The sequence below is a fragment of the Rhodococcus sp. P4_B6 genome, from assembly GCF_056402215.1.
Genome location: NZ_JBFUHV010000054.1, coordinates 24,521 through 45,255, shown reverse-complemented (window position 1 = coordinate 45,255; position 20,735 = coordinate 24,521). Strand labels below are relative to the sequence as shown.

The 20,735-nt window shown below is 67.1% G+C and carries 21 protein-coding genes; 8 read left to right on the top strand and 13 right to left on the bottom strand.

Annotated elements, in window-relative coordinates:
• Positions 1-239: 239 nt before the first annotated feature.
• Together hxlA and hxlB are read right to left on the bottom strand one after the other, a co-directional pair.
• Positions 240-869 (bottom strand): 3-hexulose-6-phosphate synthase, encoded by a 630-nt coding sequence (gene hxlA / locus AC1DWT_RS24495; protein WP_095869900.1) that lies wholly within the window; start codon positions 867-869, stop codon positions 240-242.
• Between the two features lie 47 nt (positions 870-916).
• On the bottom strand, positions 917-1,498 hold the full coding sequence (hxlB, locus tag AC1DWT_RS24490) for a 6-phospho-3-hexuloisomerase (RefSeq protein WP_095869901.1): 582 nt from the start codon (positions 1,496-1,498) through the stop codon (positions 917-919).
• A 148-nt stretch (positions 1,499-1,646) separates the two neighbouring features.
• Here hxlB and AC1DWT_RS24485 point away from each other — a divergent pair, with 148 nt between their 5' ends.
• The gene (locus AC1DWT_RS24485) at positions 1,647-2,939 is read left to right on the top strand and encodes a helix-turn-helix transcriptional regulator (protein ID WP_095869902.1); all 1,293 of its coding nucleotides are present in this window, start codon (positions 1,647-1,649) and stop codon (positions 2,937-2,939) included.
• A 796-nt stretch (positions 2,940-3,735) separates the two neighbouring features.
• Positions 3,736-4,083: a hypothetical protein gene (locus tag AC1DWT_RS24480; RefSeq protein WP_095870006.1), complete on the top strand. Its 348-nt coding sequence runs from the start codon at positions 3,736-3,738 to the stop codon at positions 4,081-4,083.
• Between the two features lie 700 nt (positions 4,084-4,783).
• Here the strand turns inward: AC1DWT_RS24480 and AC1DWT_RS24475 are convergent.
• Complete coding sequence (locus AC1DWT_RS24475; protein WP_179443366.1) at positions 4,784-5,206, bottom strand: hypothetical protein; 423 nt, start codon at positions 5,204-5,206, stop codon at positions 4,784-4,786.
• 329 nt (positions 5,207-5,535) lie between these two features.
• On the opposite strand from AC1DWT_RS24475, the gene AC1DWT_RS24470 reads away from it, so the two are divergent.
• The 4 genes from AC1DWT_RS24470 to AC1DWT_RS24455 all read left to right on the top strand — a co-directional run bounded on the left by AC1DWT_RS24470 (position 5,536) and on the right by AC1DWT_RS24455 (position 9,996).
• Complete coding sequence (locus AC1DWT_RS24470) at positions 5,536-6,147, top strand: dihydrofolate reductase family protein (RefSeq protein ID WP_095870007.1); 612 nt, start codon at positions 5,536-5,538, stop codon at positions 6,145-6,147.
• Positions 6,148-6,236: 89 nt separating this feature from the next.
• The gene (locus AC1DWT_RS24465) at positions 6,237-7,184 is read left to right on the top strand and encodes a barstar family protein (protein WP_095869904.1); all 948 of its coding nucleotides are present in this window, start codon (positions 6,237-6,239) and stop codon (positions 7,182-7,184) included.
• A 407-nt stretch (positions 7,185-7,591) separates the two neighbouring features.
• Positions 7,592-8,887, top strand: coding sequence for an Lsr2 family DNA-binding protein (locus AC1DWT_RS24460; protein ID WP_257014833.1), 1,296 nt, complete (start codon positions 7,592-7,594; stop codon positions 8,885-8,887).
• Positions 8,888-9,294: 407 nt separating this feature from the next.
• Positions 9,295-9,996 (top strand): hypothetical protein, encoded by a 702-nt coding sequence (locus tag AC1DWT_RS24455; RefSeq protein WP_095869905.1) that lies wholly within the window; start codon positions 9,295-9,297, stop codon positions 9,994-9,996.
• A 115-nt stretch (positions 9,997-10,111) separates the two neighbouring features.
• Here the strand turns inward: AC1DWT_RS24455 and AC1DWT_RS24450 are convergent, their stop codons facing one another.
• From AC1DWT_RS24450 to AC1DWT_RS24440, 3 genes are all read right to left on the bottom strand, one after another.
• Positions 10,112-10,519 carry a YciI family protein gene (locus AC1DWT_RS24450; RefSeq protein WP_095869906.1) on the bottom strand — a complete coding sequence of 136 codons (408 nt, stop codon included), beginning with the start codon at positions 10,517-10,519 and terminating at the stop codon, positions 10,112-10,114.
• 317 nt (positions 10,520-10,836) lie between these two features.
• Positions 10,837-11,541: an RES family NAD+ phosphorylase gene (locus AC1DWT_RS24445; protein ID WP_477922554.1), complete on the bottom strand. Its 705-nt coding sequence runs from the start codon at positions 11,539-11,541 to the stop codon at positions 10,837-10,839.
• Positions 11,535-12,278: a helix-turn-helix domain-containing protein gene (locus AC1DWT_RS24440; protein ID WP_095869908.1), complete on the bottom strand. Its 744-nt coding sequence runs from the start codon at positions 12,276-12,278 to the stop codon at positions 11,535-11,537. The genes AC1DWT_RS24445 and AC1DWT_RS24440 overlap by 7 nt, the downstream gene beginning before the upstream one ends.
• Before the next feature lie 305 nt (positions 12,279-12,583).
• Here AC1DWT_RS24440 and AC1DWT_RS24435 point away from each other — a divergent pair, with 305 nt between their 5' ends.
• Positions 12,584-12,748 carry a hypothetical protein gene (locus tag AC1DWT_RS24435; RefSeq protein WP_166680744.1) on the top strand — a complete coding sequence of 55 codons (165 nt, stop codon included), beginning with the start codon at positions 12,584-12,586 and terminating at the stop codon, positions 12,746-12,748.
• Between the two features lie 66 nt (positions 12,749-12,814).
• Positions 12,815-12,973 (top strand): hypothetical protein, encoded by a 159-nt coding sequence (locus tag AC1DWT_RS24430; protein WP_166680743.1) that lies wholly within the window; start codon positions 12,815-12,817, stop codon positions 12,971-12,973.
• A 1,130-nt stretch (positions 12,974-14,103) separates the two neighbouring features.
• Here the strand turns inward: AC1DWT_RS24430 and AC1DWT_RS24425 are convergent.
• The 7 genes from AC1DWT_RS24425 to AC1DWT_RS24395 all read right to left on the bottom strand — a co-directional run bounded on the left by AC1DWT_RS24425 (position 14,104) and on the right by AC1DWT_RS24395 (position 20,699).
• Positions 14,104-14,361 (bottom strand): hypothetical protein, encoded by a 258-nt coding sequence (locus tag AC1DWT_RS24425; RefSeq protein ID WP_005568784.1) that lies wholly within the window; start codon positions 14,359-14,361, stop codon positions 14,104-14,106.
• A gap of 152 nt (positions 14,362-14,513) precedes the next feature.
• Positions 14,514-14,702, bottom strand: a complete 189-nt coding sequence (locus tag AC1DWT_RS24420) for a hypothetical protein (RefSeq protein ID WP_005263719.1) — start codon at positions 14,700-14,702, stop codon at positions 14,514-14,516.
• Positions 14,703-14,959: 257 nt separating this feature from the next.
• Entirely contained in the window at positions 14,960-15,382 is a 423-nt protein-coding gene (locus AC1DWT_RS24415; protein ID WP_095869909.1) for a DUF5313 family protein, read from the bottom strand.
• Positions 15,379-17,115, bottom strand: coding sequence for a SulP family inorganic anion transporter (locus tag AC1DWT_RS24410; RefSeq protein WP_095869910.1), 1,737 nt, complete (start codon positions 17,113-17,115; stop codon positions 15,379-15,381). The genes AC1DWT_RS24415 and AC1DWT_RS24410 overlap by 4 nt, the downstream gene beginning before the upstream one ends.
• 261 nt (positions 17,116-17,376) lie before the next feature.
• Entirely contained in the window at positions 17,377-19,272 is a 1,896-nt protein-coding gene (locus AC1DWT_RS24405) for a phosphoenolpyruvate carboxykinase (GTP) (RefSeq protein WP_095869911.1), read from the bottom strand.
• A gap of 59 nt (positions 19,273-19,331) precedes the next feature.
• Positions 19,332-20,213, bottom strand: a complete 882-nt coding sequence (locus AC1DWT_RS24400; protein WP_095869912.1) for a hypothetical protein — start codon at positions 20,211-20,213, stop codon at positions 19,332-19,334.
• A 120-nt stretch (positions 20,214-20,333) separates the two neighbouring features.
• Positions 20,334-20,699, bottom strand: coding sequence for an ArsR/SmtB family transcription factor (locus AC1DWT_RS24395; protein ID WP_005263702.1), 366 nt, complete (start codon positions 20,697-20,699; stop codon positions 20,334-20,336).
• Positions 20,700-20,735: the final 36 nt, after the last annotated feature.

Genomic DNA, 20,735 nt, shown 5'->3' with positions numbered 1-20,735 from the left:
GGACGGCAGCTCAACCGGACTTCGACGATCTCGATGCCGCCGGTGCTCGTTGCGGATGCTCCTCGGCCCCACCGGACCCAGCTGGGGACCTGCTCTGCGTGTTGAGAGCGAACTCCGTTGACGCGATGGCTGCGGAACGGTCCTCGAACACCGCTCCACGCTCACTCAGTGACAGCACCACACCATACGGCGAAAGGCCCCGAACACGAACATGTTCGGGGCCTTTCGTGCACGCAGGACTACTTGGTAAGGGCGTCCTTGAGGGCCTTCGCCGCCGCGGCGGGGTCCTCGGCGCTGTAGATGGCACCACCGGCGACGGCGACGGCGGCACCGGCGTCACGGACGGCGGCGATGGTGTCGACCTTCACGCCACCGGCGACGGAGAACGGGACACCGGCGATCTTGCCGTCGTCGAGGAGGGTCTGGATCGAGTACCCGGGCTGGGCCTGCTCGTCGAGGCCGGCGTGGATCTCGACGAACGCGACACCGAGCTTGGCGATCTCGCGGGCTCGCTCGACACGGTTCTCGACGCCGATCAGATCGGCGACGACCTTCTTGCCGTGCTTCTGCCCTGCCTCGACGGCACCCTTGATGGTGGCATCACCGGCGGCGCCGAGGACGGTGACCAGGTCTGCGCCGGCGGAGAAGGCCAGGTCGGCCTCGAGGAAGCCGGCGTCGGCGGTCTTGAGGTCGGCGAAGACCTCCTTGTCCGGGTGCGCCGCCTTGATCGCGCTGATGGCGCTGAGGCCGGCGCTCTTGATCAGCGGGGTTCCGAGTTCGATGATGTCGACGTACGGGGCGACCTTGTTGGTCAGGGCCAGCGCGTCGGCGGTGGTGAGCAGATCGACTGCAACCTGCAGCTTCGTCATGTGTTTCTCCTGGTTATCTTCTGTTGGGGATTTGGGGTAGGGGTCGCTCAGCCGATGTTGGCGTGGCGTTCCCACAGCCGCTCGGCGGTCTGATCGACGTTGTGCCACAGCGCCTGGAACAGGGCGTCGAAGGCGAGGAGCACGGACTGCTCGAACAGGCTGCCCGCGTACTGGGCGGTGATGGCGGCGCTGTGGTCCTGCTTGTCGGCCGCGGGCAGGAGCAGGACCTCGTCGGCGCGCCGGGCGAGCGGCGAGTCCGGAGCGGTGGTGACGGCCAGCACCGAGGCACCCACCGTCTTCGCGGTATCGGCGGCGCCGACCACCGAGGCGGTGGTGCCCGACCCGGAGACAGCGATCAGCACATCGCCGCCGCCGACGGCGGGGGCGGTGACCTCCCCGGCCACGTGGACGCGCAGGCCAAGGTGCATCAGCCGCATCGCGGCCATCTGGACGGCCAGGCCGCTGCGCCCGTTGCCGATCACGAACACTGCGCGCGCGGACGTGATGAGCGAACCGGCGCGGTCCCACTGTTCTGCGGCAACGGAATTGAGCAGGCGCACGTTCTCGTCGAGCACAATGCGGCGCCCGTCACTGAACCGTGTGCGTGTCTGCTCGACGGTGACGGTCATGGTCCTCCTCGGTATAGCCGTTCTGGGTGTGAGAACAAGGCTGCCGACCCCGAGGCGATCGGGCACCCGGCCGGCCGGCCGGTTCGGGCTGGCCGGTTGGCCAGTGCCTTCTCGCGGCTACCGGCCATACTGTGGACGGGTGGTAAGCGTGGAGGACTCGGTTCGGTTGCAGGGCGATGCCTGGGTGGAGATGCGGAAGGTGATCACGGGACCGCTCCCGGACATCGCGGCCCGCTTCTCCCGGTTCCTTGGCCGATGGTGGCCGCACGACGCCCTGGTGATCTTCACCCGTGAATGCACCGGACGTCCCCGCAAAGTCGCCGGAAACCGCGAGATCGTCGACCGGGTGACCATCGACGAACTCGACGAGATCAAACAATCCATCGAACCCGGTGGTCTCTTTGCCGGAATCCGTTCGCTGGGAGGTGGACGCCGCCGAGTCTGGGCGGCCCGCGACTCCGGCGACACCCTGCTCGTCCTGGTCCCGCGGCCCTCTCAGGCAGGCGCACCCGACCCCGATGAGGTCGCAGCCGTGTTCGGGATCGTCGCGACCTCCATCCAGCACCAGGTGGCACAGGCCAGCCCCGACTATCTCGCCGAGTCACGGGCAGCGTCGAGTGAACGCGCCCGCACCATCGCCGAACTGACCGAGGTCCACGAGGCGACCCTGTCGTCGATCCTCGGAACCCTTCGCTCGAACGACCTCGACGACCGGAGATCCCGCATCACCGCGAGTGAGACCGCATCGGCCGCACTGATCGCGCTGCGGTCCGCGGGTGCCGCCGACCGCGCCCACTCCGAGGAGGCGGTCACCACCGCGTTCGCCAGACTGCAAGGCGAACTACGCCCCCTGCTACGTCACCGCGACGTCGACGTCGACTACGTCGACCCACCCGCCGACGGCCGCCCCCTCCCCGGTGAGGTGGCGCACGCGGCGCGGGCGATGGTCCGCGCCATCGTCCTGGCCTTCACCGCCCAACCGGTGCTGACCCGAATGCGGATCGCGTGGGACTGCGACGGCGACAATGTCCTCATCGAGGTCCGCGACCAGGGACCCGGCGAAATCGACCGAACAGCCCTCACACGCCAGCTGGCCGGACGGCTGCACACCTTGCGTGGTGGGATCGACATCGAATCCATTGCCGGATGGGGGAGCCGGGTCACCCTGACCATCCCCCTGGATCCCCCGGCCGTGCGCCCGGACGAGCACCTGCTGTCCACACTGAACCCCCGCGAACTCGAAGTCCTCGCCCACCTCGCAATGGGAAAACGCAACCGCGCCATCGCCGAAGAACTCGGAATCAGCCAGAGCACCATCAAGTTCCACGTCGCCAGCGTGCTCAAGAAACTCGACGTCGCCAACCGTGGGGAAGCCAGCGCGATCGGGATCCGGGCGGGGATTGTCTCCGGCGAGGCACATCCAGCGCCCGGCCCAGGCTAGAGACCACAACCCATCTAGGCGGCGTACGCCCAGGTCAACCGTGCCGCGGTTGCGTCGACGCAACATTGACCGGCATTATGTCAGTGCCTGAGGCAGTAGCCGAGGGAAGTGGTTCGTGTAGGAGGTCTCCGGGGCGTAAGTACCCCTGTAGGCAGCCCCACCAAGCGGTTTCCAGCCTTGCGCGCCCACCTCGCACGAGGGCCTCTCCGATCCGGAGGGGCTTTCTTCGTCTCTTCAGAGCCTCACCACGGTGATGCGGTGCGCGATCTTCGCCCGCATGCTGCCACTTCGCCCCCAGGCCCACGCATGCACGTTTCAACAACGGGTTGGTGGTTCGGTGGGAGTGTCAGGTTTCGGTGGACAAAGCTCTGGCCAATCAGTTTTGTTCTTACACGGTCTGATTCGTCCTTCGAACGTGCGTGTATACGCATTGAGAGCCGGTTCCGGGGCCGTGCCCGGCACGGTGCTGTCCGCCGGCCCGGGCGACGAACTGCAAGGTGCGCGGCGGCTCGGTCCACGGCTCGTCGCCTGCACAGTCAACTTCTCGTTGGCTTCAGGCACGGTATCGCTGAATGTCATCCGCAGACAGAGGATTACGTGATCGACACGGATTGGGCTCCGGGCGGGATCGTCATGAATGCCGGTCTCACCGCACGGCACCTTTCGGGGCATGTCAAGTCGTAACGTGTCCGGCGGCTGCCCTATCGCGCACCGTGGGGTCCGTGTCGCTTGGATGAGACGGTTTGAACTGACGTTTCTGGCTTACCGTGGCGGTATGAGAGGTGATGAGGCTCGCGTGGCCCGGGACTTCGCGGGGTGGTTGTCGTCTCAGGGGTGGACGGTGCGTACCGATGCGGATTTCGTCGACATTGTTGCAGAGAAGGACGGGCGCCGGCTCTACGTCGAGGTCAAGGGTGCGACGACCGCGCCGGGTTTGGACGTCGATACCGCTATCGGGCAGCTGGTGCGGCGGATGCCGAGCGAACCGGATCAGTCGGTGTCGTTTGCGTTGGTCGTTCGTGACGAGCCGCGATCGGTGGAGGCGGCGGTGCGGGCACCTCAGCGGATTCTGGATCTGTGGGGGATGGCGCTGTATGCGGTCGATGAGGACGGTGGGGTGCGGCAGCTCTTCGGCCGCGCATGAAGACTGTCTTTTGCACGGGACGGGGCCACGGCCAGCCGGGTAGCCGGTAGCATCAGTGAGCCGATCCGTCGGGTAGGGCGGGCGCGCGGGCCTGGGTTTGGGCAGGACCTTTGGGCAACCGGGTCAGACTGGGTGTGTAGCGCATGGCCGTCCGAAAGGGTTGTGAGACAGAACTCCTCGACACACCGGTGCCACTTCTGATGCCGCGGGAGGATCGGGCAGCGGCAGACCGGCCGGGGCTGTGATCGGTTCGGCACCACGGCCACAGTGCGTGTCGGTGCGGTGATGCCTTGGCTCGACATCGGTGGGACCGGGAGCAACCCCGGATGTTCTACCCGTGCCCTCTCGAAAGAGGCGGTAGGGCGTGCACATGATCGTAGCGACACGGCGGACGTTGCTGAAGGAAATCGCTCGAAAGTAACTGGCATCACATCCTCCGTCTCGTTCGCCATCGTCGCCGACGATGGGCAGGTGCCGGATCCACCTCTTCCGCGAAGTTGACGCGTACGGGTTCCGAGGGCGGTTCGACCACATCGCACCCCGGTATTTCGGTCGGGTACGGCGCGGGCTCGGAAACGTAGGCGTACGCGCCGTTGGCAGTGGGCTCACCGGTCCCAGGGTCGTTCAACAGGCCGGCAACCACAGTTCCGACTACAACCGTCGCGATGACGACAACGTCGAACCATCTGCTCTCGCGTCATCACACGTCGACCAGCAGCGTGTCTCTTCCGCCGTCGGCGAGCGCACGGTAGTAACGCAGCGCGACCACCTCCGCGACGGCCAGGACCATGAGCTCGAGCCTCAAGCCCATCAGCCGACGCAGCTGCAGTGCCGGCCGATCGTCGGGACGCCGCCGGATCGCAGCAGCTCCGCCAGCATCCGCGCCTGGTTGTTCCTCGGCGACGAACAGTCGCAGGGCGGTTGCGTAGTCGGGGTCACCCGCGGCGTCTGCCTTGACGACTAGGTGGGCACCGTCGCCGCTCTCTCCCACCTGGAACTTCCGCAGACTCCGTGCCACCGCCGAATGCAGCTGGCAACTGAGGGACCAGTCCGGCTCGGGCTCCGTTGCCCGCCGCGCGGCCTGGGCCGCGAAGTCAGCGCACCTGGTCTCCGACGTGCTCATACAGAAAGGGAGCGAAGAAATCTGATCAATGACCGGTCAGCGATCTCGTTCCGGGCGAGCGTCGCCGACGGTCGGACATGTGATCGGTGGTTCCCCTTGCGGTGCAGCGGGCACAGCACGCCTGCCGTTGATCCTGCGGCGATTCATCCGATCGCGCTGAACGAGAAGTGACCAGCGGTCGCCGATCACCTCGACGGCGGCGTTGATCGCGCACCCCGGGCGCGGCTGTCCAGCTTTCGGTCTCACCGTCCCGTGTATGGCACTTGCGACCCGCCACCACTTGTTACGGTGACGCCTACCACACGCGAACTGCTTCCTGGGAGATGCTGATGTCCGACACCACCTGCCACATGTCGATCTCGCTCGACGGCTTCGTCGCCGGACCCGAGCAGAGTCGGGACAATCCGCTGGGCAAGCGCGGCGGCGAGCTGCACGGCTGGCATATCGGTGACCCGCGCGCGACCGAAGCCGACAGGACAGCCAATGGATGGCTCATGCGCCCTCGCGGCGCCTACGTCATGGGTCGCAACATGTTCGGGCCGATCCGCGGTGAGTGGAACGAGGCGTGGGACGGATGGTGGGGATCCGAGCCGCCCTACCACGCCCCGGTCTTCGTGCTCACTCACCACGCACGCGAACCGATCGAGATGGAGGGCGGGACCACCTTCCACTTCGTCACCGAGGGGTTCGACGCCGCCTACCCGCGGGCGCTCGAAGCGGCCGACGGCAAGGGTGTGGACATCGCCGGTGGCGCTTCGACAGTCCGACAGGCACTCAATGCCGGCGTGATCGATGAACTCACCCTCGACATCGCACCCGTCCTACTCGGCGGCGGCGAGCGCATGTTCGATGGCGTTGAGACGTTCGGCTTCGAGCCCGTCGAGGTGCTCCACTCACCGCTAGCCACCCATATCCGTTATCGCAGAGGCAGCGCCGGTTGAGCAGCAACTGCCCTTCGTGCGTCTCAATCGGGATCGCTGACCGGTCACCGAATCGATCGGTTGCAGTCGGATACGCATACGCTCGATAGATGGTGCGCACCGTGGTGTTCGATCCGACTGAGCGGGAACTGTTCGATGACCAGCGGCAACGGTTCGACTGGACGCTCCTGCAGACAGGGTTCGTGTTCCGGTACGCCGCTCGGTTCCAGCTCGATAGCGCGTGCACGCGACTCACAGACCTCGGCTACCTGGTGCATGAGGTCGACGCTCAGGAATGGGCCTGCGTTGAGGACATGCACACCGCGTTCGCGGCATCGATGTCGTTCCCGGACTACTACGGAAAGAACCTCGATGCGTTCGGCGACGTCCTCAGCGATGTCGCGACCTTCAGCTACGGCAGCGACCCTGCGACGGCGGGCACCGTCCTCGCGATCGCGGACTTCGACGTGCTGCTGCAGATCGACCATCGCACAGGCCGGAAGATCCTGGAGATCTGCGCACGGCAGGCACGCCTGGCGGCTCTCTATGGGCACCCCATGCTGTGCTTGGTCGAGACAACTGCGTCGGATCTCGGGACCGTAGGAGGCACCGACGTCTACGCAGGCACGGTGTGGGACACACCTCCGGACCCGCCGGATCCCTTCGACGAAGCCGACGTTCTCGAATTCGGATTCCAGATTTATGCCACGGAGGGTGAGGCCGCCGACTATGTGTCCGCACTCGACCAAGTGATCGCACCCGTTCTCGGCGAGATAGGCCGGTGGCAGATCCTCGACCCCACACTCGCATCGGAGAATGCAGTCCGCTTTCACCAAGAACATCCCAGCCCACGACAACAGCCCGGCCAGCAACTCTGGGACGTCTTCGTCGGTGTCCGCGGCGTGGGAGACGCCATGATGCTCGGTGAAGAAGTCTTTCACGCCGTGGAGCGKGCGGGCATGCTCTTCGAGCAGATGTCGCAGATCTTGTACAACAACGGCTACCAGGAAGCGGCCTTCGAGAAGTATCGGGAGTTGGCCGACTTCCCGAACGGCTGATTGGCCACCGCGAATTTGGCTCGCAATTGGATGGCTATCCGTCAGGCTCGTCCCCGAGACCCACACATTTACGCGTTTCTCCCTGATCGATACGGCTCGACATTACTCGGATCAAAGTGACTCGGTCCACCACCGGCTACAGTCGGTTCTGAGGCGGAAATCTCGAAGTCGCCCATCGTCACTGTGTCCCGCCAACGGCACTGACCGCCAGGATGATTCGCTCTAGTTCTGCGTGAAACTCGATGCGGAATGAGTTGGGAACTCCGGGAGGAATCGTGTCGGCCTGCCGAGATCGGTGATGGGTTGGGCACGTGAATTGGCGGTACGGGTGAGCCTTTTGATTACCGGGAGTGCTCGCCTGCCGTTACTGTGTGCGTTCGACGATTGCCCGGCGACGAAGGAGACACATGACGGTATCACCGAAGGGTTCTGACGGTTCGGCGAAGAACACGACCAAGCAGATTCGTAAGTGGGCGGTCGGGGAGGGTTTGGAGGTGTCCTCCCGTGGCCGGATTTCGGCCGAGATCGAGCAAGCCTTCCATGACGCTCACGCGAAGAAGGCTCAGACGGAGACCGCTTCGGTGAAGAAGGCGGCCGCGACGAAGTCGCCAGTGGCGAGGACGGTCGTGAGTAAGGCGTCGGCGAAGAAGTCGTCCGGGGAAATTCGTGAGTGGGCGATCGGGGAGGGTTTGGAGGTGTCCTCCCGTGGCCGGATTTCGGCCGAGATCGAACGAGCCTTCTATGCCGCTCACGCAAAGAAGGCTCAGGTCGAACCGGCTTCCGTGAAGAAGACGGCCGCGACGAAGACGGCCGTAAAGAAGACCGTCGTAAAGAAGCCGCCGGTCACGGCGAAGGCGGCCGCGGAGAAGCAGATCACTGCGAAGGCTCCGGCGAAGGGTGCGGCGAGCAAGGTTCCGGCGAAGCGGTCGTCCTGGGAGATTCGTGAGTGGGCGGTCGGGGAGGATTTGGAGGTGTCCCTGCGTGGCCGGATTTCGGCCGAGATCGAGCGGGCCTTCCACGACGCTCACGCGAAGAAGGCTCAGGTCGAACCAGCGCCGGTAAAGAAGACGGCCGCAGAAAAGACAGCTACGAAGAAGGCGGCGGCTCCGGTCAAGCAGGCGGCGACCACCGCTCCGGCGGAGCAGAAGCGCAAGAAGAAGGCGCCTGAACAGAAGACGCCGGTAAGGAAGGAATCCGCGACGAAGACGGCCGCGAACAAGACATCCGCGTCGACGGCTCGAGTGAAGAGTGCGCCGGTGAGTACGGCTCCAGCGAAGACGACGACCACGGAGATACGTCAGTGGGCGATCCGAGAGGGTCACGTTGTGTCCTTCCGCGGCAGGATTCCCGCTGAGATCGAGCGGGCCTTCCACGACTCTCAGGCAGCGAAGGTTCGGACAAAAACTGCGAAGGCCAGGAAAGCTTCCGCGACGAAAGCGGTCAGCAAGACGTCCGCGTCGACGGGTCCGGTGAAGAAGACGGTGGCGAGCAAGGCCCCTGCGACGAAGGCGTCCGCGAAGTCGCCTGCGGAGAAGGCTTCGGTGCAGAGTGCTTCGGTGAGTAAGACTTCGGCGAGGAGGACGTCCAGGGAGATTCGCCGGTGGGCGATCGGGGAGGGTTTGGAGGTGTCCTTACGTGGCCGGATTCCGGCTGAACTCGAGCGGGCCTTCCATGACGCTCAGGAACAGGTTCCGGTCGCGTGAGTTGTGACATGCACTGATGGCCATCCTGGCGCGAAGGGCTATGAGCCTGTGGGAATCCCGATCATCGGGGTCCTGCGCTGAGTGGTTGTTCGACACCGCTGTGGCGGCTCTGGGTTGAGGTTATCCCGGCGGCACCTGACGTGACCGGCGCGGGAGTTGATGGGGCACAGGTGTTCCGGTCCAGGGCACCCCTGATCGTGATGTGCATGGTTCTTCGGGTGCGGCGGGAGACTTGTATGCCGCGGTGGGTGTGACCGGGTGCCGGCACATAGAGGACTTCGCGCACGATGACGGGTCGCCGGGTCGTCTCGGACAACTGACGAGGTGATCGTCGATCCCCGCTCTGGGGAACTACCGGTGGCCGCGGTTGCCGCCATTTGAGCATCTGTCGGTGACACGATGTGTGGGTGGGGAGACAGAGCGGGATCTTCGGGGTTGTGGGTGTGGTCGTCGGGCTGGTGGCGGTGATGGTGTTCGCGTCGATTCCCGCGCGGCCGTACACGGTGGCGTCGTCGTTCCAGCCGGGGTGGACCGATCCGTCGATTGTGGTGGCGATCGTGCTCGTCGGCGCCGCGGTGGCCGGGGCCGGTTGCGGGATGGTGCTGTGGCTGTCCGGGTGGCGGGTGGTGCGGGATACGGCGAGTGAGGAGGAACGCCGCGGTCGGCGCACGTTCCTGCTGGGCCGGACCGTCGCCGCGGCCCTGGTTGGTGTCACCGTGGGGTTGTCGCCGATGCTGGTGTTGCTGTATGTCGTGTTCACGGCCACTGTGGGCATCGCGGTGGAGTGGGCATCGGTGTTGGTGGTCTATGCCGGCAGCGGAGTGCTGGCGTACGGGTGCGCGCTGCTGGGTGTGTGGTGGGTGTTGGCATCGGCGGGTGATGATCGGCGCGCGGGGACCGTGCGGATGCTGGCGGTGTTGCTGCCGGTCGGTGCGCTGGCGGCGACTACCGCGGGTGTGGGCGCGGCTGGGCTGTTCGGGTATTCCACCGTCCCTGCGACGTTCGTGTGCGTCGTCGAGGTGGTGGCCGCCGTGCTGACGGCCACCGTGGCGTTGGCTCGGTTGCTGACCCGGGTCCCGGCCCCGGCCGCAGGTACCGGCACCGGGTGACCGCGGCCCGACTCATCGGCTTCCTCGACCGCCCGCCGAGGTCGTCTCCGCGCCGGCCGAGGAACGGTGAGCCCCTTGTCGTGGCGGGCCGGGGTGCGTCGTTCGCCTTTAGGGGTTATTCGGTGATGGTGGGCGGTTCGGTCAGGAACGGGCGTACCTCGAGCCATTCGTGGATGGGTTTCCCGCCGGCTCCGGGGGCGGCCGACAGCTCGCCGGCCAGCTCGAGCGCCCGCCGGTGGGTGTGGACGTCGATGATCATCCAGCCGGCGATGAGGTCCTTGGTTTCGGGGAAGGGGCCGTCGGTGACCGGTGGGCGGCCTTCGCCGTCGTAGCGGACGAACAGTCCGTCGGGGGAGAGCGCTTGCCCGTCGACGAACTCGCCGGTGCATTCGAGGCGGTCGGCGAAGTCCTGCATGTACTGGATGTGGGCGGAAATTTCCTCCGGGCTCCACTGGTCCATCGGAACGTCGTTGACCGGAGTTGGGGCGCCGCGGTAGTGCTTGAGCAGCAGGTACTTGGCCATGGTGTCTCCTCGGTGGTGCGGACCATTGTGGTCGCGTTCAGTGCAGGGACGGAGCCGGTGCCAGGTTCTCGACATCGCCGCCAAGGAATTTCTCGGGGGTCTCCTATGCGACGCCGCCCAACACCCGGAGCAACCCCTCAACCCACCGATGTCATCGAGATCGGCACCCTGGGGGGCACGACATCGCGCCGACGCGGGCAGCTGCGACGACCTCGGTCTCGCGCCGCAATCGCGGTGGTCACGGAACTCACCGAACCTGGCGTCCTGCGTGCGCCATCGTGGCGATGCGATGCTGCCGGTGCCGTCGTCGCCCGTGGTTAGGGTGCGGCTGCGCGTTGGCAGTTGGGGCAGTGGGTTTCGTCGGTGTGGGTGACGGTGATGTGCCGGGGGATCAGGGCGGCGAGGAGCCGCGGGTGGATGCGGGGGTGGGTCAGGGGGAGGTCCAACGGTTGCCCGGTGCGGTCGTGGGCGAYGGTGATGGCATTGTCGCAGTCCCAGAGCGCGAGGGCGTGGTCGTCGTTGTAGGCGGTGCGGTAGCGGATGCCGTCGACTTTCGTTGCGGCAGGTTGGTCTTCGAAGATCGCCCTCGCCCATTGTTGGGTGAGGCCGCGGTGTTCGTTGCCGGCGGCGAGGGCGGGCAGCGCCCCGATCGCCAGGGCTGCTCCGGGGGTGGTGAGGTCATAGGTGACGATGTCGCGGACCGGGCGGACCTGGGTGATCCGCCAGTGCGGGCACAGGGCGGCGACCCCGGCCTCACCGAACACCTCGCAGGCGCTGGTGGCGAGGTCCACAGCCAGGTACAGCACCGCCCGCCCGTTCGGGTCCATGGCGGGTGGGGTGGGGGTGTGGTGGTCGAAGCGGGCCAGTGGCCCGAATCGGCGGAAGGTGATCCCGTTCGGGGTGAACCGATCCCGGTGGTAGATCCGGAACCACGGCGCGTTGGTGGGGTCGGTGGGTGTCCAGGTCCAGCGGTGATCCGCCGAGGGCAGTGGCCGGACCGGGGCGGGGAGGGGCTTTACCATCCGGCGGCGGTCAGGCCGGTCGCGACGGTGATGACGTGGTCGCTGTCGCGGGCCATTTCCTGGGCGGGGGTGCGGCCGGCGAAGGTGGTGTTGGGGCGGGTCATCCACCGCGAGAGGCTGACTTCACCGCCGGGGAATGCGCGGGTGAGGCGGTCGAGGTCGGGCAGGACGGGATCGGCCCGGTCGGGGGTGAACTGCCAGGTCGGGAACCGCCATTCCCGCCCGTCCTTGAGTCCGATGAGCCGTCCGTCGGCGGCCATGTCGGACACCGTCTGCCGGGAGACGCCGAGGATGTCCGCGACCTGGGTGCGGGTGAAGGAGGCGGCGAGTTGCGCGCGCCGTTGATCGACCTGCAACTGCAGGTTCTCCTCCTCCAGCGTGACGGTCTGCGCGGGGGTCGGTGCCGGCCCCCATTCGTCGTCGGGGACGCTCGCGAGGTGACCGGCAGGCGCGGACACCGGCAAGGAATCAGCGGGGGTGTTCGGGGCGGACTGCTCTTCCCGCAGGATCTGCGCGGCGATCTCGAGTGCCTCCACCTTGGTCTGAACGACCCGTGCCGGTGACCGCGGTGCCGGGGTGGTGATGGTGAGTTCGGTGACCCGCGACCACGCGAGGGCGCCGCCGTCCTCGGCGACGGTCACCTTCCAGCCACCGGCGCGGTGGCGGCGACCGGCGAGGTGGCGTGGTGCCCGCACATAGGGGGTGGTGTGCGGTGTGTGTCGTCGTGTCCCGGGCATGGTGCACCTCCTCCGGCCTTATTGTACGGGTAATGCGGGATACGCGGGAAGTGCGGACATGTTGGAGGACGGGGGACCCAGTGAACGCCGGGGTACCGGCTGGACGTTGCCGGCGCCGCAGCCGTGCAGGAAGGACAGCCTGGCAGCTGTCCATGGGAAGGCTTGGCAGCTGTCCATGGGGAGGTCACTTCACCGGCACATGTCTTGTATTCGATCCGATGAGATCGGCAGAGTGCGTGTCATCCCTGCTGGACACGTCGCGCACGGATGAGCGCGGTGGTGCGGGTGTACAGCAGACTTGGCACATGACGGATCCGCTGTATGTCGACCTCATCGAACGTCTCGGTTGGGCTGTCGCCCGTGCCGCCATGGAGGGTGATCCCCTGTTCGGCACCGTGGAGGTCACCATCGAAGCGGAGTTGCTCGAACGCCACATCCCTCCCCGTGACCAGGATGCTGCGCCGCACTGACGGTGCCTCTGGTGTGTGTCGAGCGGCTCGCGCTGATGTCCGCCCACTTCAGGGCAGGATGAGACGGTGGGTGATCGAACCGCAGCAGACCTCGAGCGTGAACTCGCCATGCTCGCCCACGTACGCGACTGTCTCCGCGTGTCGCAGGGTGAAGACTTCCGCATCCCGACGACCGCGGTTGATGAGGTTCTCGATGAGCTGAACAGTGTCGAACGATCACCGTGAGATCGGACGTGGCTGAGGCGATGGAGCACCAGATCTGTGGCGGTCGCGATGCAGTTCACTTGTGGGCCGGGGACGGCGGTGGGTGGTATGGGTTAGCTCGGATTTCGGCCGGAAAGGCGTTGGCCGTGTTGGCAGTTCACAGGTACGCGAACATGGGGAACGGGCGATCGCGGAGACGATGATCCCCATCGGCGCCGCAACAACACCCAGCATGCCCCGCATGGATTGGGTGCAGCCTGAGGCGGAGGCTGCTGGTGCTGTGCCGCGATGGCGGGTGGGTGCGGCCTGCTTGGGTCTGTCGTAGGTGGGTGTCAGAATGGGCGGTATGAGTTCTKGTGGATGGCGACGCCCGCTTCGGCGGGCGAGGGATGCGGTGCTCCTATCGCCGCCCCGGTCCGTCCTCATTCGGGGGTAGCGGGCCGGGGCGCATGAGCGCTGGAAGGCACCGCTTTGTCCCGTACCGATGCACATTCTCCTGTTTGGGTTCGTCTTCGTAGTGGCAAACTTTCTGTTGAACCGTGGCACGTTGACTGCCATGACGTCTGCGACCTCCCTGAGCGGTTTCAGGGAGGTCGGGCCTGGTTGCTGGCGACGAAGTGCTTCTGGGTTTTCGCGTACACGGGCACCGGGATTTGCTCGTGTTCGCTGTGCCACGACGGTGAGGGTCATGCTCGTGATCTGCGTCGTGAGCGTCGCCGTACCGCGCGCATCCTCGCGGAGGGCCGTCGCCGGTGGGAAGCCGACGACACTACGGCTTTCGACGACATCGTTGTCCCGCATCGCAGGCGGGATTGGTGGAGGTGACCAGTAGGCGCCGTCACCTCAGTAGCGGGTATTGATGCAGGAACAGACGCGGCGCGGCGGGTCTCGTATCGGTGCAACCGTGCTGGACCCGGTCGGCTCTCGCCGGCGATGGTGCCCTATCTCGCGGGCTGTAACCACCAACGGGGTATTTGTATTGGCTCGCAGCGCTTTCGGGGAATGGCCGACACGAGTTCGCACCCCAGACGGTGTGCGACGGTGCGGCGCGCCAATGACGTCGAGTGTGCTGACTGGGTTGCCGCTCACAGGGTCGCCTCGACGGGGCACGCTGGGAGGGCCGGTCTGTTCGCCCCTGGGTTAAGCGCGGGTTAGCCGCGGGCGAGGCGGCGTACGGCGCCGCGGAGGGTGTGTTCGATCTGGGGCAGGTCGACGTCCTCGGGGGCGGTGGCGGTGTTCTGGGTGGGGTTCCAGCTGATTCGGCGGTCGATCCCAGTGGCAGCGGCGGCGAGTTCGGTGCTCCACTCGCTCAGGGTCGGTTCGGGGTTGTCGACGTCTTCCCACTCGAGGATCCAGAGGGCGAGTGTGTGCCACTGCAGGTCGGTGGCGTGGATGGTGCGGGTTGTCATCGGGTCCTGGCTTCTGTGGGGTTGGTGGCTGGTTTCTGCGGTCGGCGATGTCGGCGAGAAATGGGTGGGTTCCGACGTCGACGCGCCGGGAGCACGGGGGTCGGGCACGGGAATGCGCGGAAGCCATCGGCTCGAGGGGCATGTGTGCGGACTTATTCGCGTTCGGGCGCTCCCACGGTTCGGCGGCTCAACCGTTGCGTGATCTGGTCCGGTTCCACCAGCTCGAAGTAGCGCGGGTCGGGATTGGTTCGGGCCGCGACGATGTCGCCGTAGTTGATCATCCGGGTCGCGGCGCCGAGATGGATTCTTTCGTGGGTGCCGACGTATCGGAAATGTGGCATGACGATCCTTCCTCGCGGGCGTGGCCGGTGATCGGGCACATTGCCGGACGGATGGGGCGCCACCACCGTATGCGCGCCGGCCCAGCCTGGGTGGTTTCGCCGAGCCCCGGTTCCCCGTTGCTCGATCCGGGAGGCGCATGACCCCATCCCAGTTCAYCGTCACTTCCAGTTTCTCTACTTACGAATATTAGCAATTAATTGGTTGGTAGTGAACGGGTGTCACCCCGGGTTCTGGGCTGCACCGGGGTGTTGCAGGATCAGGGGGCGGATCGGTAGCGGGATTCGTAGGAGGCCTGCTCCTGGTCGAGTCGGCGTTGTTTGGTGGCGTTGAGGCGGCGGGGGTCGAGGCCGTGGCTGACCAGGCGGTGGCGGAGGTAGATGTTCTTCAGGGCGAGAAGGAAGTACACGAACGGCAGGAACAGCAGCAGCACCATGCCGGTGCGGATGATCCAGGGGCCGGGGATGAGTAGGAGCCCGGCGAGGATAGGGATCAGCGGGATGAGGCAGCGGGTGGCGTAGCGGCGGGTGGCGCCGGGGCCGGTGGTGTCCGCGATGACCCAGGGGTGCAGCTGGGTGGGCAGGGTTCTGCCCAGGACGTAGCCGAGGCGTTGCCGCGCAGTGGGTTCGGGTGTTGTGGCGGTGGGTGTGCGGGTGGTGTTGTGTGCGGTGTTCTCGGTCATGGTCGGTCCTCGTTCGTGGTGGAGGTGAAGTGGTGTTCGGGTAGGACGAGCATGCGGGCGTAGGCGATGGCGCGCGGGGTGGTGTCGAAGAGGTGGCGGTCTTCGCTGTCGGTGGTGGTGAACACCCCGAGGGCCTCGAGCGGCCGGAGATGTTCGGGTTTGGCTCCGGAGATCAGGACGGTGATGTGCCGGTGCTCGAGTTTGGTGATGACGTCCTTGAGGACGATCGCACCGGTGGCGTCGATCGTGGTGATCCGCGACATCCGCAGGATCACCACCTTCACGTCGGAGACGTCGGCGAGTTCGAGCAGGAACCGGTGCGCGGCGGCGAAGAACAGGGCGCCGTCGATCCGGTACGCGACGATGTGCTCGCCGAGCAGGTCGTGTTCCTCTGCGAGGTGGTCGTCGGTGTCGAGCGGGACCTGTTCGATGCGGGCGGACTTGGCGACCGCGCGGAGCGCGAGGATGGCGGCGAACCCGACCCCGACGGCGACCGCGGTGACCAGGTCGAAGACGACGGTCACCAGGAAGGTGGCCACCATCACGACCGCATCGGCGCGGGTGGCCCGGGTGATGGCCAGGATCGACGCGGTCTCGACCATCCGCACCGTGGTCGCCAGCAGCACCCCCGCCAGGGCGGCGAGCGGAATCTGCGCGACGAGCCCCGCCGCCAGATACACGATCGCCGCCAGGATCACCGCGTGGGTGAGGGCGGCGAGCCGGGTGCGGGCACCGGAGCGGACGCCCACGGCGGTGCGGGCGATCGCCCCGGTGGCCGGCACCCCACCGAACAGGGGGGCGGCGATGTTCGCCAGCCCCTGCCCGAACAGTTCCCGGTCCGGGTTGTGGCGGGCTCCCACCGCCATCGAGTCAGCGGCGGTCGCCGACAGCAGCGACTCGAGTGCCGCCAGCGCGGCGACCGCGAGTGCCGGGGCGATCAGCGAGGTCAGCTCACCAACGTGCAGAAAACTCAGGGTCGGCGCGGCGAACCCGGCCGGAATGGCGCCGATCCGGGCGATGTCGAGGTGAAAGAGTTGCGCGATCAGGGTGGCGGCGGCGACCGCGATCAGGGAGAACGGGACCCTCGGGAGGTAGCGGCCGCCGACGAGAATGACCACGGCCACCGCCAGCGCGGTCGCCGGGGTCAGCAGGGAGGGCTCTTGCACGAACTGGTGGACGGCGTCGGCGGCGCTCTGCCACACCTTCTCCCCCTCGGCGCCGGTGATGCCCAGCGCGGCGGGAAACTGTTGCAGGGCGATCACCACGGCGATCCCGGCGGTGAACCCCTCGATCACCGGCGCCGGCATATAGCGCACGGCCCGGCCCACACCGGCGAACGCCAGAACGACCAGCACCAGTCCGGCGATCAGCCCGACCGCGAGGACCCCGGTCGGGCCGTACTGGCCGACGATCGGCACCAGCACGACGGTCATCGCACCGGTCGGGCCCGACACCTGGAACCGGGACCCGCCGAACACGGCCGCCACCGCCCCGGCGATGACGGCGGTGGTCAGCCCGGCGGCGGCGCCGAGGCCGGAACTGATGCCGAACCCCAACGCCAGCGGCAGGGCCACCAGCGCGACGATCAGCCCGGCGAGCAGGTCCGCGCCCGGGGCACCGGCCGCGGGTTTCCACTCACCCCAGCGCGGCAGCAGCGCGGCCACCGACCGCACCGCCCGCACGACGGTGCTCTCGGCCGCGTCGGCCGGGCCGGTGCGGGTTGGTTCGGTCATCGACGTTCCTCGGTAGTGACGGCCAGCGGACCATCTGTTCTATAATTGCTAATGTTAGCAAGTAGTCATCATGGAAAGTTGAGTGAGGCGGGTAACCTCGATCACTGCCCTGCGGTGCCGTGATCAGCGCTGCCCGGTATGTGAGCGCGGCGGCCTGGTCGTCGCCGGCACAGGACAACGGTTTGCGCCCGTACCCGGCCCGCGTTCGGGCCGACCCCGCTCGCCCGACGACCGTGACGCGCTCCACCGTTGCGGCGGCCGTCAGAAGCGGGGCTGCGCCCACCGGGATTCCCCGCCCCTGAGCACGGGGTCGCGCCGGGGATCGATGGTGGCGGCGTAGCCGGACGCGGCCGCGGCGAGGCGCTGCCGGAGGGCGGCGAGTTCCTCGCGCAGGACGTCGGGCAGTCTGTTGCCGCCGATGGTGGCGAACCACTCGTCGATCAGCCGAAGTTCGGTGATCCAATCCGTGGGGTCTACCCGTAGCGCGGCGGCGATCTTGGCGTGGTCGAACTTCAAGCCCGTCAGGTCGAGGTCGCCCGGGGTGGGCACCAGGCCGATCGGGGTCTCGTCGGCTTCGGCGGTGCCCTCGATCCGCCGCAGCGCCCACTCGAGGATCCGGGAATTCTCCCCGAAGCCCGGCCAGAGAAATTCGTCGTCATCGCCGCGGCGGAACCAGTTGACGTAGAAGATCTTCGGCAACAACCCGGCGTGCGTCCGGGTGCCGATGTCGAGCCAGTGCTGGAAGTAGTCCCCGACGTGGTAGCCGAGGAATGGCAGCATCGCCATCGGGTCGCGGCGCACGACGCCGACCCGCCCGGCCGCGGCGGCCGTGGTTTCCGACGACAGGGTCGAGGCCAGGAACACCCCGTGCTGCCAGCTGCGCGATTCGGTGACCAGTGGGATGGTGGTGGCGCGGCGGCCGCCGAAGAAGATCGCCGAGATCGGCACCCCGGCCGGATCGTTCCATTCGGGGGCGACGGTCGGGCACTGGGCGATCGGGGTGCAGTACCGGGAGTTCGGGTGCGCGGCAGGCTCCCCGGAGGTCGGGGTCCAGTCCCGTCGTTTCCAGTCCGTCAGGTGCGGCGGCGGCGTGTCGGTCAGCCCTTCCCACCAGATATCGCCGTCGTCGGTGCGGGCGACGTTGGTGAAGATCGAGTTGCCCCGCGCGATGGTGGCCATGGCGTGCGGGTTGGTGTGGACGCCGGTGCCGGGGGCGACGCCGAAGAACCCGGCCTCCGGGTTGACCGCATAGAGCCGGCCGTCGTCACCGAACCGCAGCCAGGCGATGTCGTCGCCGATCGTTTCGGCCGTCCATCCGTCGAGGGTGGGGTCGAGCATCGCGAGGTTGGTCTTGCCGCAGGCCGACGGGAACGCCGCGGCGACGTAGTGCACTCGCTGCTCGGGTGAGGTGAGTTTGAGGATCAGCATGTGCTCGGCAAGCCAGCCCTCGTCCTTCGCCATCTTCGACGCGATCCGCAGCGAGTAGCACTTCTTGCCGAGCAGGGCGTTGCCGCCGTAACCCGAGCCGTAACTCCAGATGGTGCGCTCCTCCGGAAAGTGGGAAATATATTTGGTGTGATCGCACGGCCACGGCACGTCGGCCTGCCCCGGGTACAGCGGGGCGCCGACCGAATGCAGGCATCGGACGAACTCGGTGCCCGCGATGAGCCTGTCCCAGACCGGGGCGCCGGAGCGGGTCATGATCTGCATCGATACCGCCACGTATTCCGAGTCGGTGATCTGGACCCCGAACTTCGGCTCGGCCGCATCGAGGGGGCCCATACAGAACGCGATGACGTACATCGTCCGCCCGGCCATCGCCCCGCGGAAGTGCTCGGTCATCACCGTCTTCATATCGACCGGGTCCATCCAGTTGTTCGTCGGACCCGCGTCGGCCTGGAACCGGGAACAGATGAAGGTGCGGTCCTCGACCCGGGCGACGTCGTCGGGGTCGGAGACGCACCAGAAGGAGTTCGGTTTGCGATCCAGTCGCACGAAGGTGCCCTTGTCCACCAATTGTGTGGTCAGCCGGTCCCACTCGCCGGCGCTGCCATCGCACCACACCACCTCATCCGGTGCGGTGAGGTCGGCGACGTCTTCGACCCAGGACACGACCGCGGGATGTGAAGTCGGGGCGGCGGCGGTGGGGGTGCTCACGGGTGTTCTCCTCACAAGAACTCGATAGAATGTGCTGCTTGCTGGCGCCGTGCGTTCGATCACCGATGGTGATCGCGATACGGGACGGGATGGCCCAGGGCCCGGCTCACGTGGCGGGCGATGGCGGACACCAGCAGCCGGTCATCGACGGACGGCAGCATCTGGTCGGCGGGGGTGATCAGCGCCAGCGCCCGCACGCATGCGGACATCACCTCGACAGACAAGGTCCGCACCTCGTGCCCACACAGTGCGGCGAGCAGCCCGGGCAGCACCAGCGCGCCGTAGGCGAAGCCGTCGGCGGGGACCGTCACCGTGCGCCCGGGCGCCGCACCATCCGGGGCGCAGCCGGCGAGATCGATCAGGACATCGTTGTGTTCCATCAATCGGCGCAGCGGGAACGCCTCGGCATCACGCTCGTGCCAGCTGCTCAGATCCCCGACCCCCGAGGCGATCAACACCGGTGCCAGCAGCGGCGCCCACGACGCGCCGGTGATGACGACCCGGCCGGCGCGTGGGGGGACGCTGCGTCGGCGCAGGGTGGTGATCGTCGCGGCCGCCGCCGCCGCTGTCAGCACGTCCAGTTCGGTGAGGATCACGGGCCCGCCGCGCTCGGTCACCTCACGTTGCACCGCCGCGGACTCCCGGTGCCCCATACCGACCACGAACACCGCGGACACCCCTTTCGGGAGACCCAGGATGCGCTCGGTCAGCACGTGCGGGTCGCCCGTGGTCACCGGAACGCAGAGCGCGCGCATCGGAGTCTGCTCCCGGATGAGGGCCGCGTAATCCTCCATCGCGGCCCACGGGGTCCGCGTCCGCATCGCCCCCGTGCTGGGTGAGCGCGTGGCGGACACGGCGAGCACCGCGACAGCGATTCCCGTCAACGCCATCCCGGGCCCGTCGGGCGGCCCGCTGACGCCACCGTCGTGATTGTTCGTCACCGCCCACTTCTCTTTCCGGATCCGAGAGACGAATTCCGCCGCTCATGACACCAATGTATGTACTTTAGAAAATTTGCAACTAGTGCTTGCGGTGTGGGGTTCTGCCGTGGTGGGCCCCCGTCAGCCCCCGGTCTCGCCCACCAAGGCGGGAGGTTCGGACACATCCTCGAGTACCTCGGCCTGCCCCGCGACCACCCCGGTCAAGATCCCGCGCGCGACGCGTAGCAGCTCGGCGATGCGGGGGGAGGTCAGCGCGTAGGACACCGACAGGCCTTCGCGGCGGGCGGTGACCAGGCCTGCGCGTCGGAGGATCGACAGCTGCTGGGACAGGTTCGCCGGCTCGATGCCCACCTCGGGCAACATCTCGGAGACGGCGTGTTCGCGTTCGCTGAGCAGCTCGAGGACCCGGATGCGCGCCGGGTGCCCCAACGTTTTGAAGAAGTCCGCCTTCATCTGATACAGCGGTTGGCGCGAGTTCGCGGTCATGGCTCCTCCTGTCGTCCGGGTCGAGCCAGCGGCGGC

Excerpts from the sequence above, each read along its gene's own strand:
- hxlA (WP_095869900.1), bottom strand. The coding sequence starts at position 869 with ATGACGAAGCTGCAGGTTGCAGTCGATCTGCTCACCACCGCCGACGCG.
- hxlB (WP_095869901.1), bottom strand. The coding sequence starts at position 1,498 with ATGACCGTCACCGTCGAGCAGACACGCACACGGTTCAGTGACGGGCGC.
- AC1DWT_RS24475 (WP_179443366.1), bottom strand. The coding sequence starts at position 5,206 with ATGAGCACGTCGGAGACCAGGTGCGCTGACTTCGCGGCCCAGGCCGCG.
- AC1DWT_RS24470 (WP_095870007.1), top strand. The coding sequence starts at position 5,536 with ATGTCCGACACCACCTGCCACATGTCGATCTCGCTCGACGGCTTCGTC.
- AC1DWT_RS24460 (WP_257014833.1), top strand. The coding sequence starts at position 7,592 with ATGACGGTATCACCGAAGGGTTCTGACGGTTCGGCGAAGAACACGACC.
- AC1DWT_RS24450 (WP_095869906.1), bottom strand. The coding sequence starts at position 10,519 with ATGGCCAAGTACCTGCTGCTCAAGCACTACCGCGGCGCCCCAACTCCG.
- AC1DWT_RS24440 (WP_095869908.1), bottom strand. The coding sequence starts at position 12,278 with ATGCCCGGGACACGACGACACACACCGCACACCACCCCCTATGTGCGG.
- AC1DWT_RS24435 (WP_166680744.1), top strand. The coding sequence starts at position 12,584 with ATGACGGATCCGCTGTATGTCGACCTCATCGAACGTCTCGGTTGGGCT.
- AC1DWT_RS24425 (WP_005568784.1), bottom strand. The coding sequence starts at position 14,361 with ATGACAACCCGCACCATCCACGCCACCGACCTGCAGTGGCACACACTC.
- AC1DWT_RS24420 (WP_005263719.1), bottom strand. The coding sequence starts at position 14,702 with ATGCCACATTTCCGATACGTCGGCACCCACGAAAGAATCCATCTCGGC.
- AC1DWT_RS24415 (WP_095869909.1), bottom strand. The coding sequence starts at position 15,382 with ATGACCGAGAACACCGCACACAACACCACCCGCACACCCACCGCCACA.
- AC1DWT_RS24410 (WP_095869910.1), bottom strand. The coding sequence starts at position 17,115 with ATGACCGAACCAACCCGCACCGGCCCGGCCGACGCGGCCGAGAGCACC.
- AC1DWT_RS24395 (WP_005263702.1), bottom strand. The coding sequence starts at position 20,699 with ATGACCGCGAACTCGCGCCAACCGCTGTATCAGATGAAGGCGGACTTC.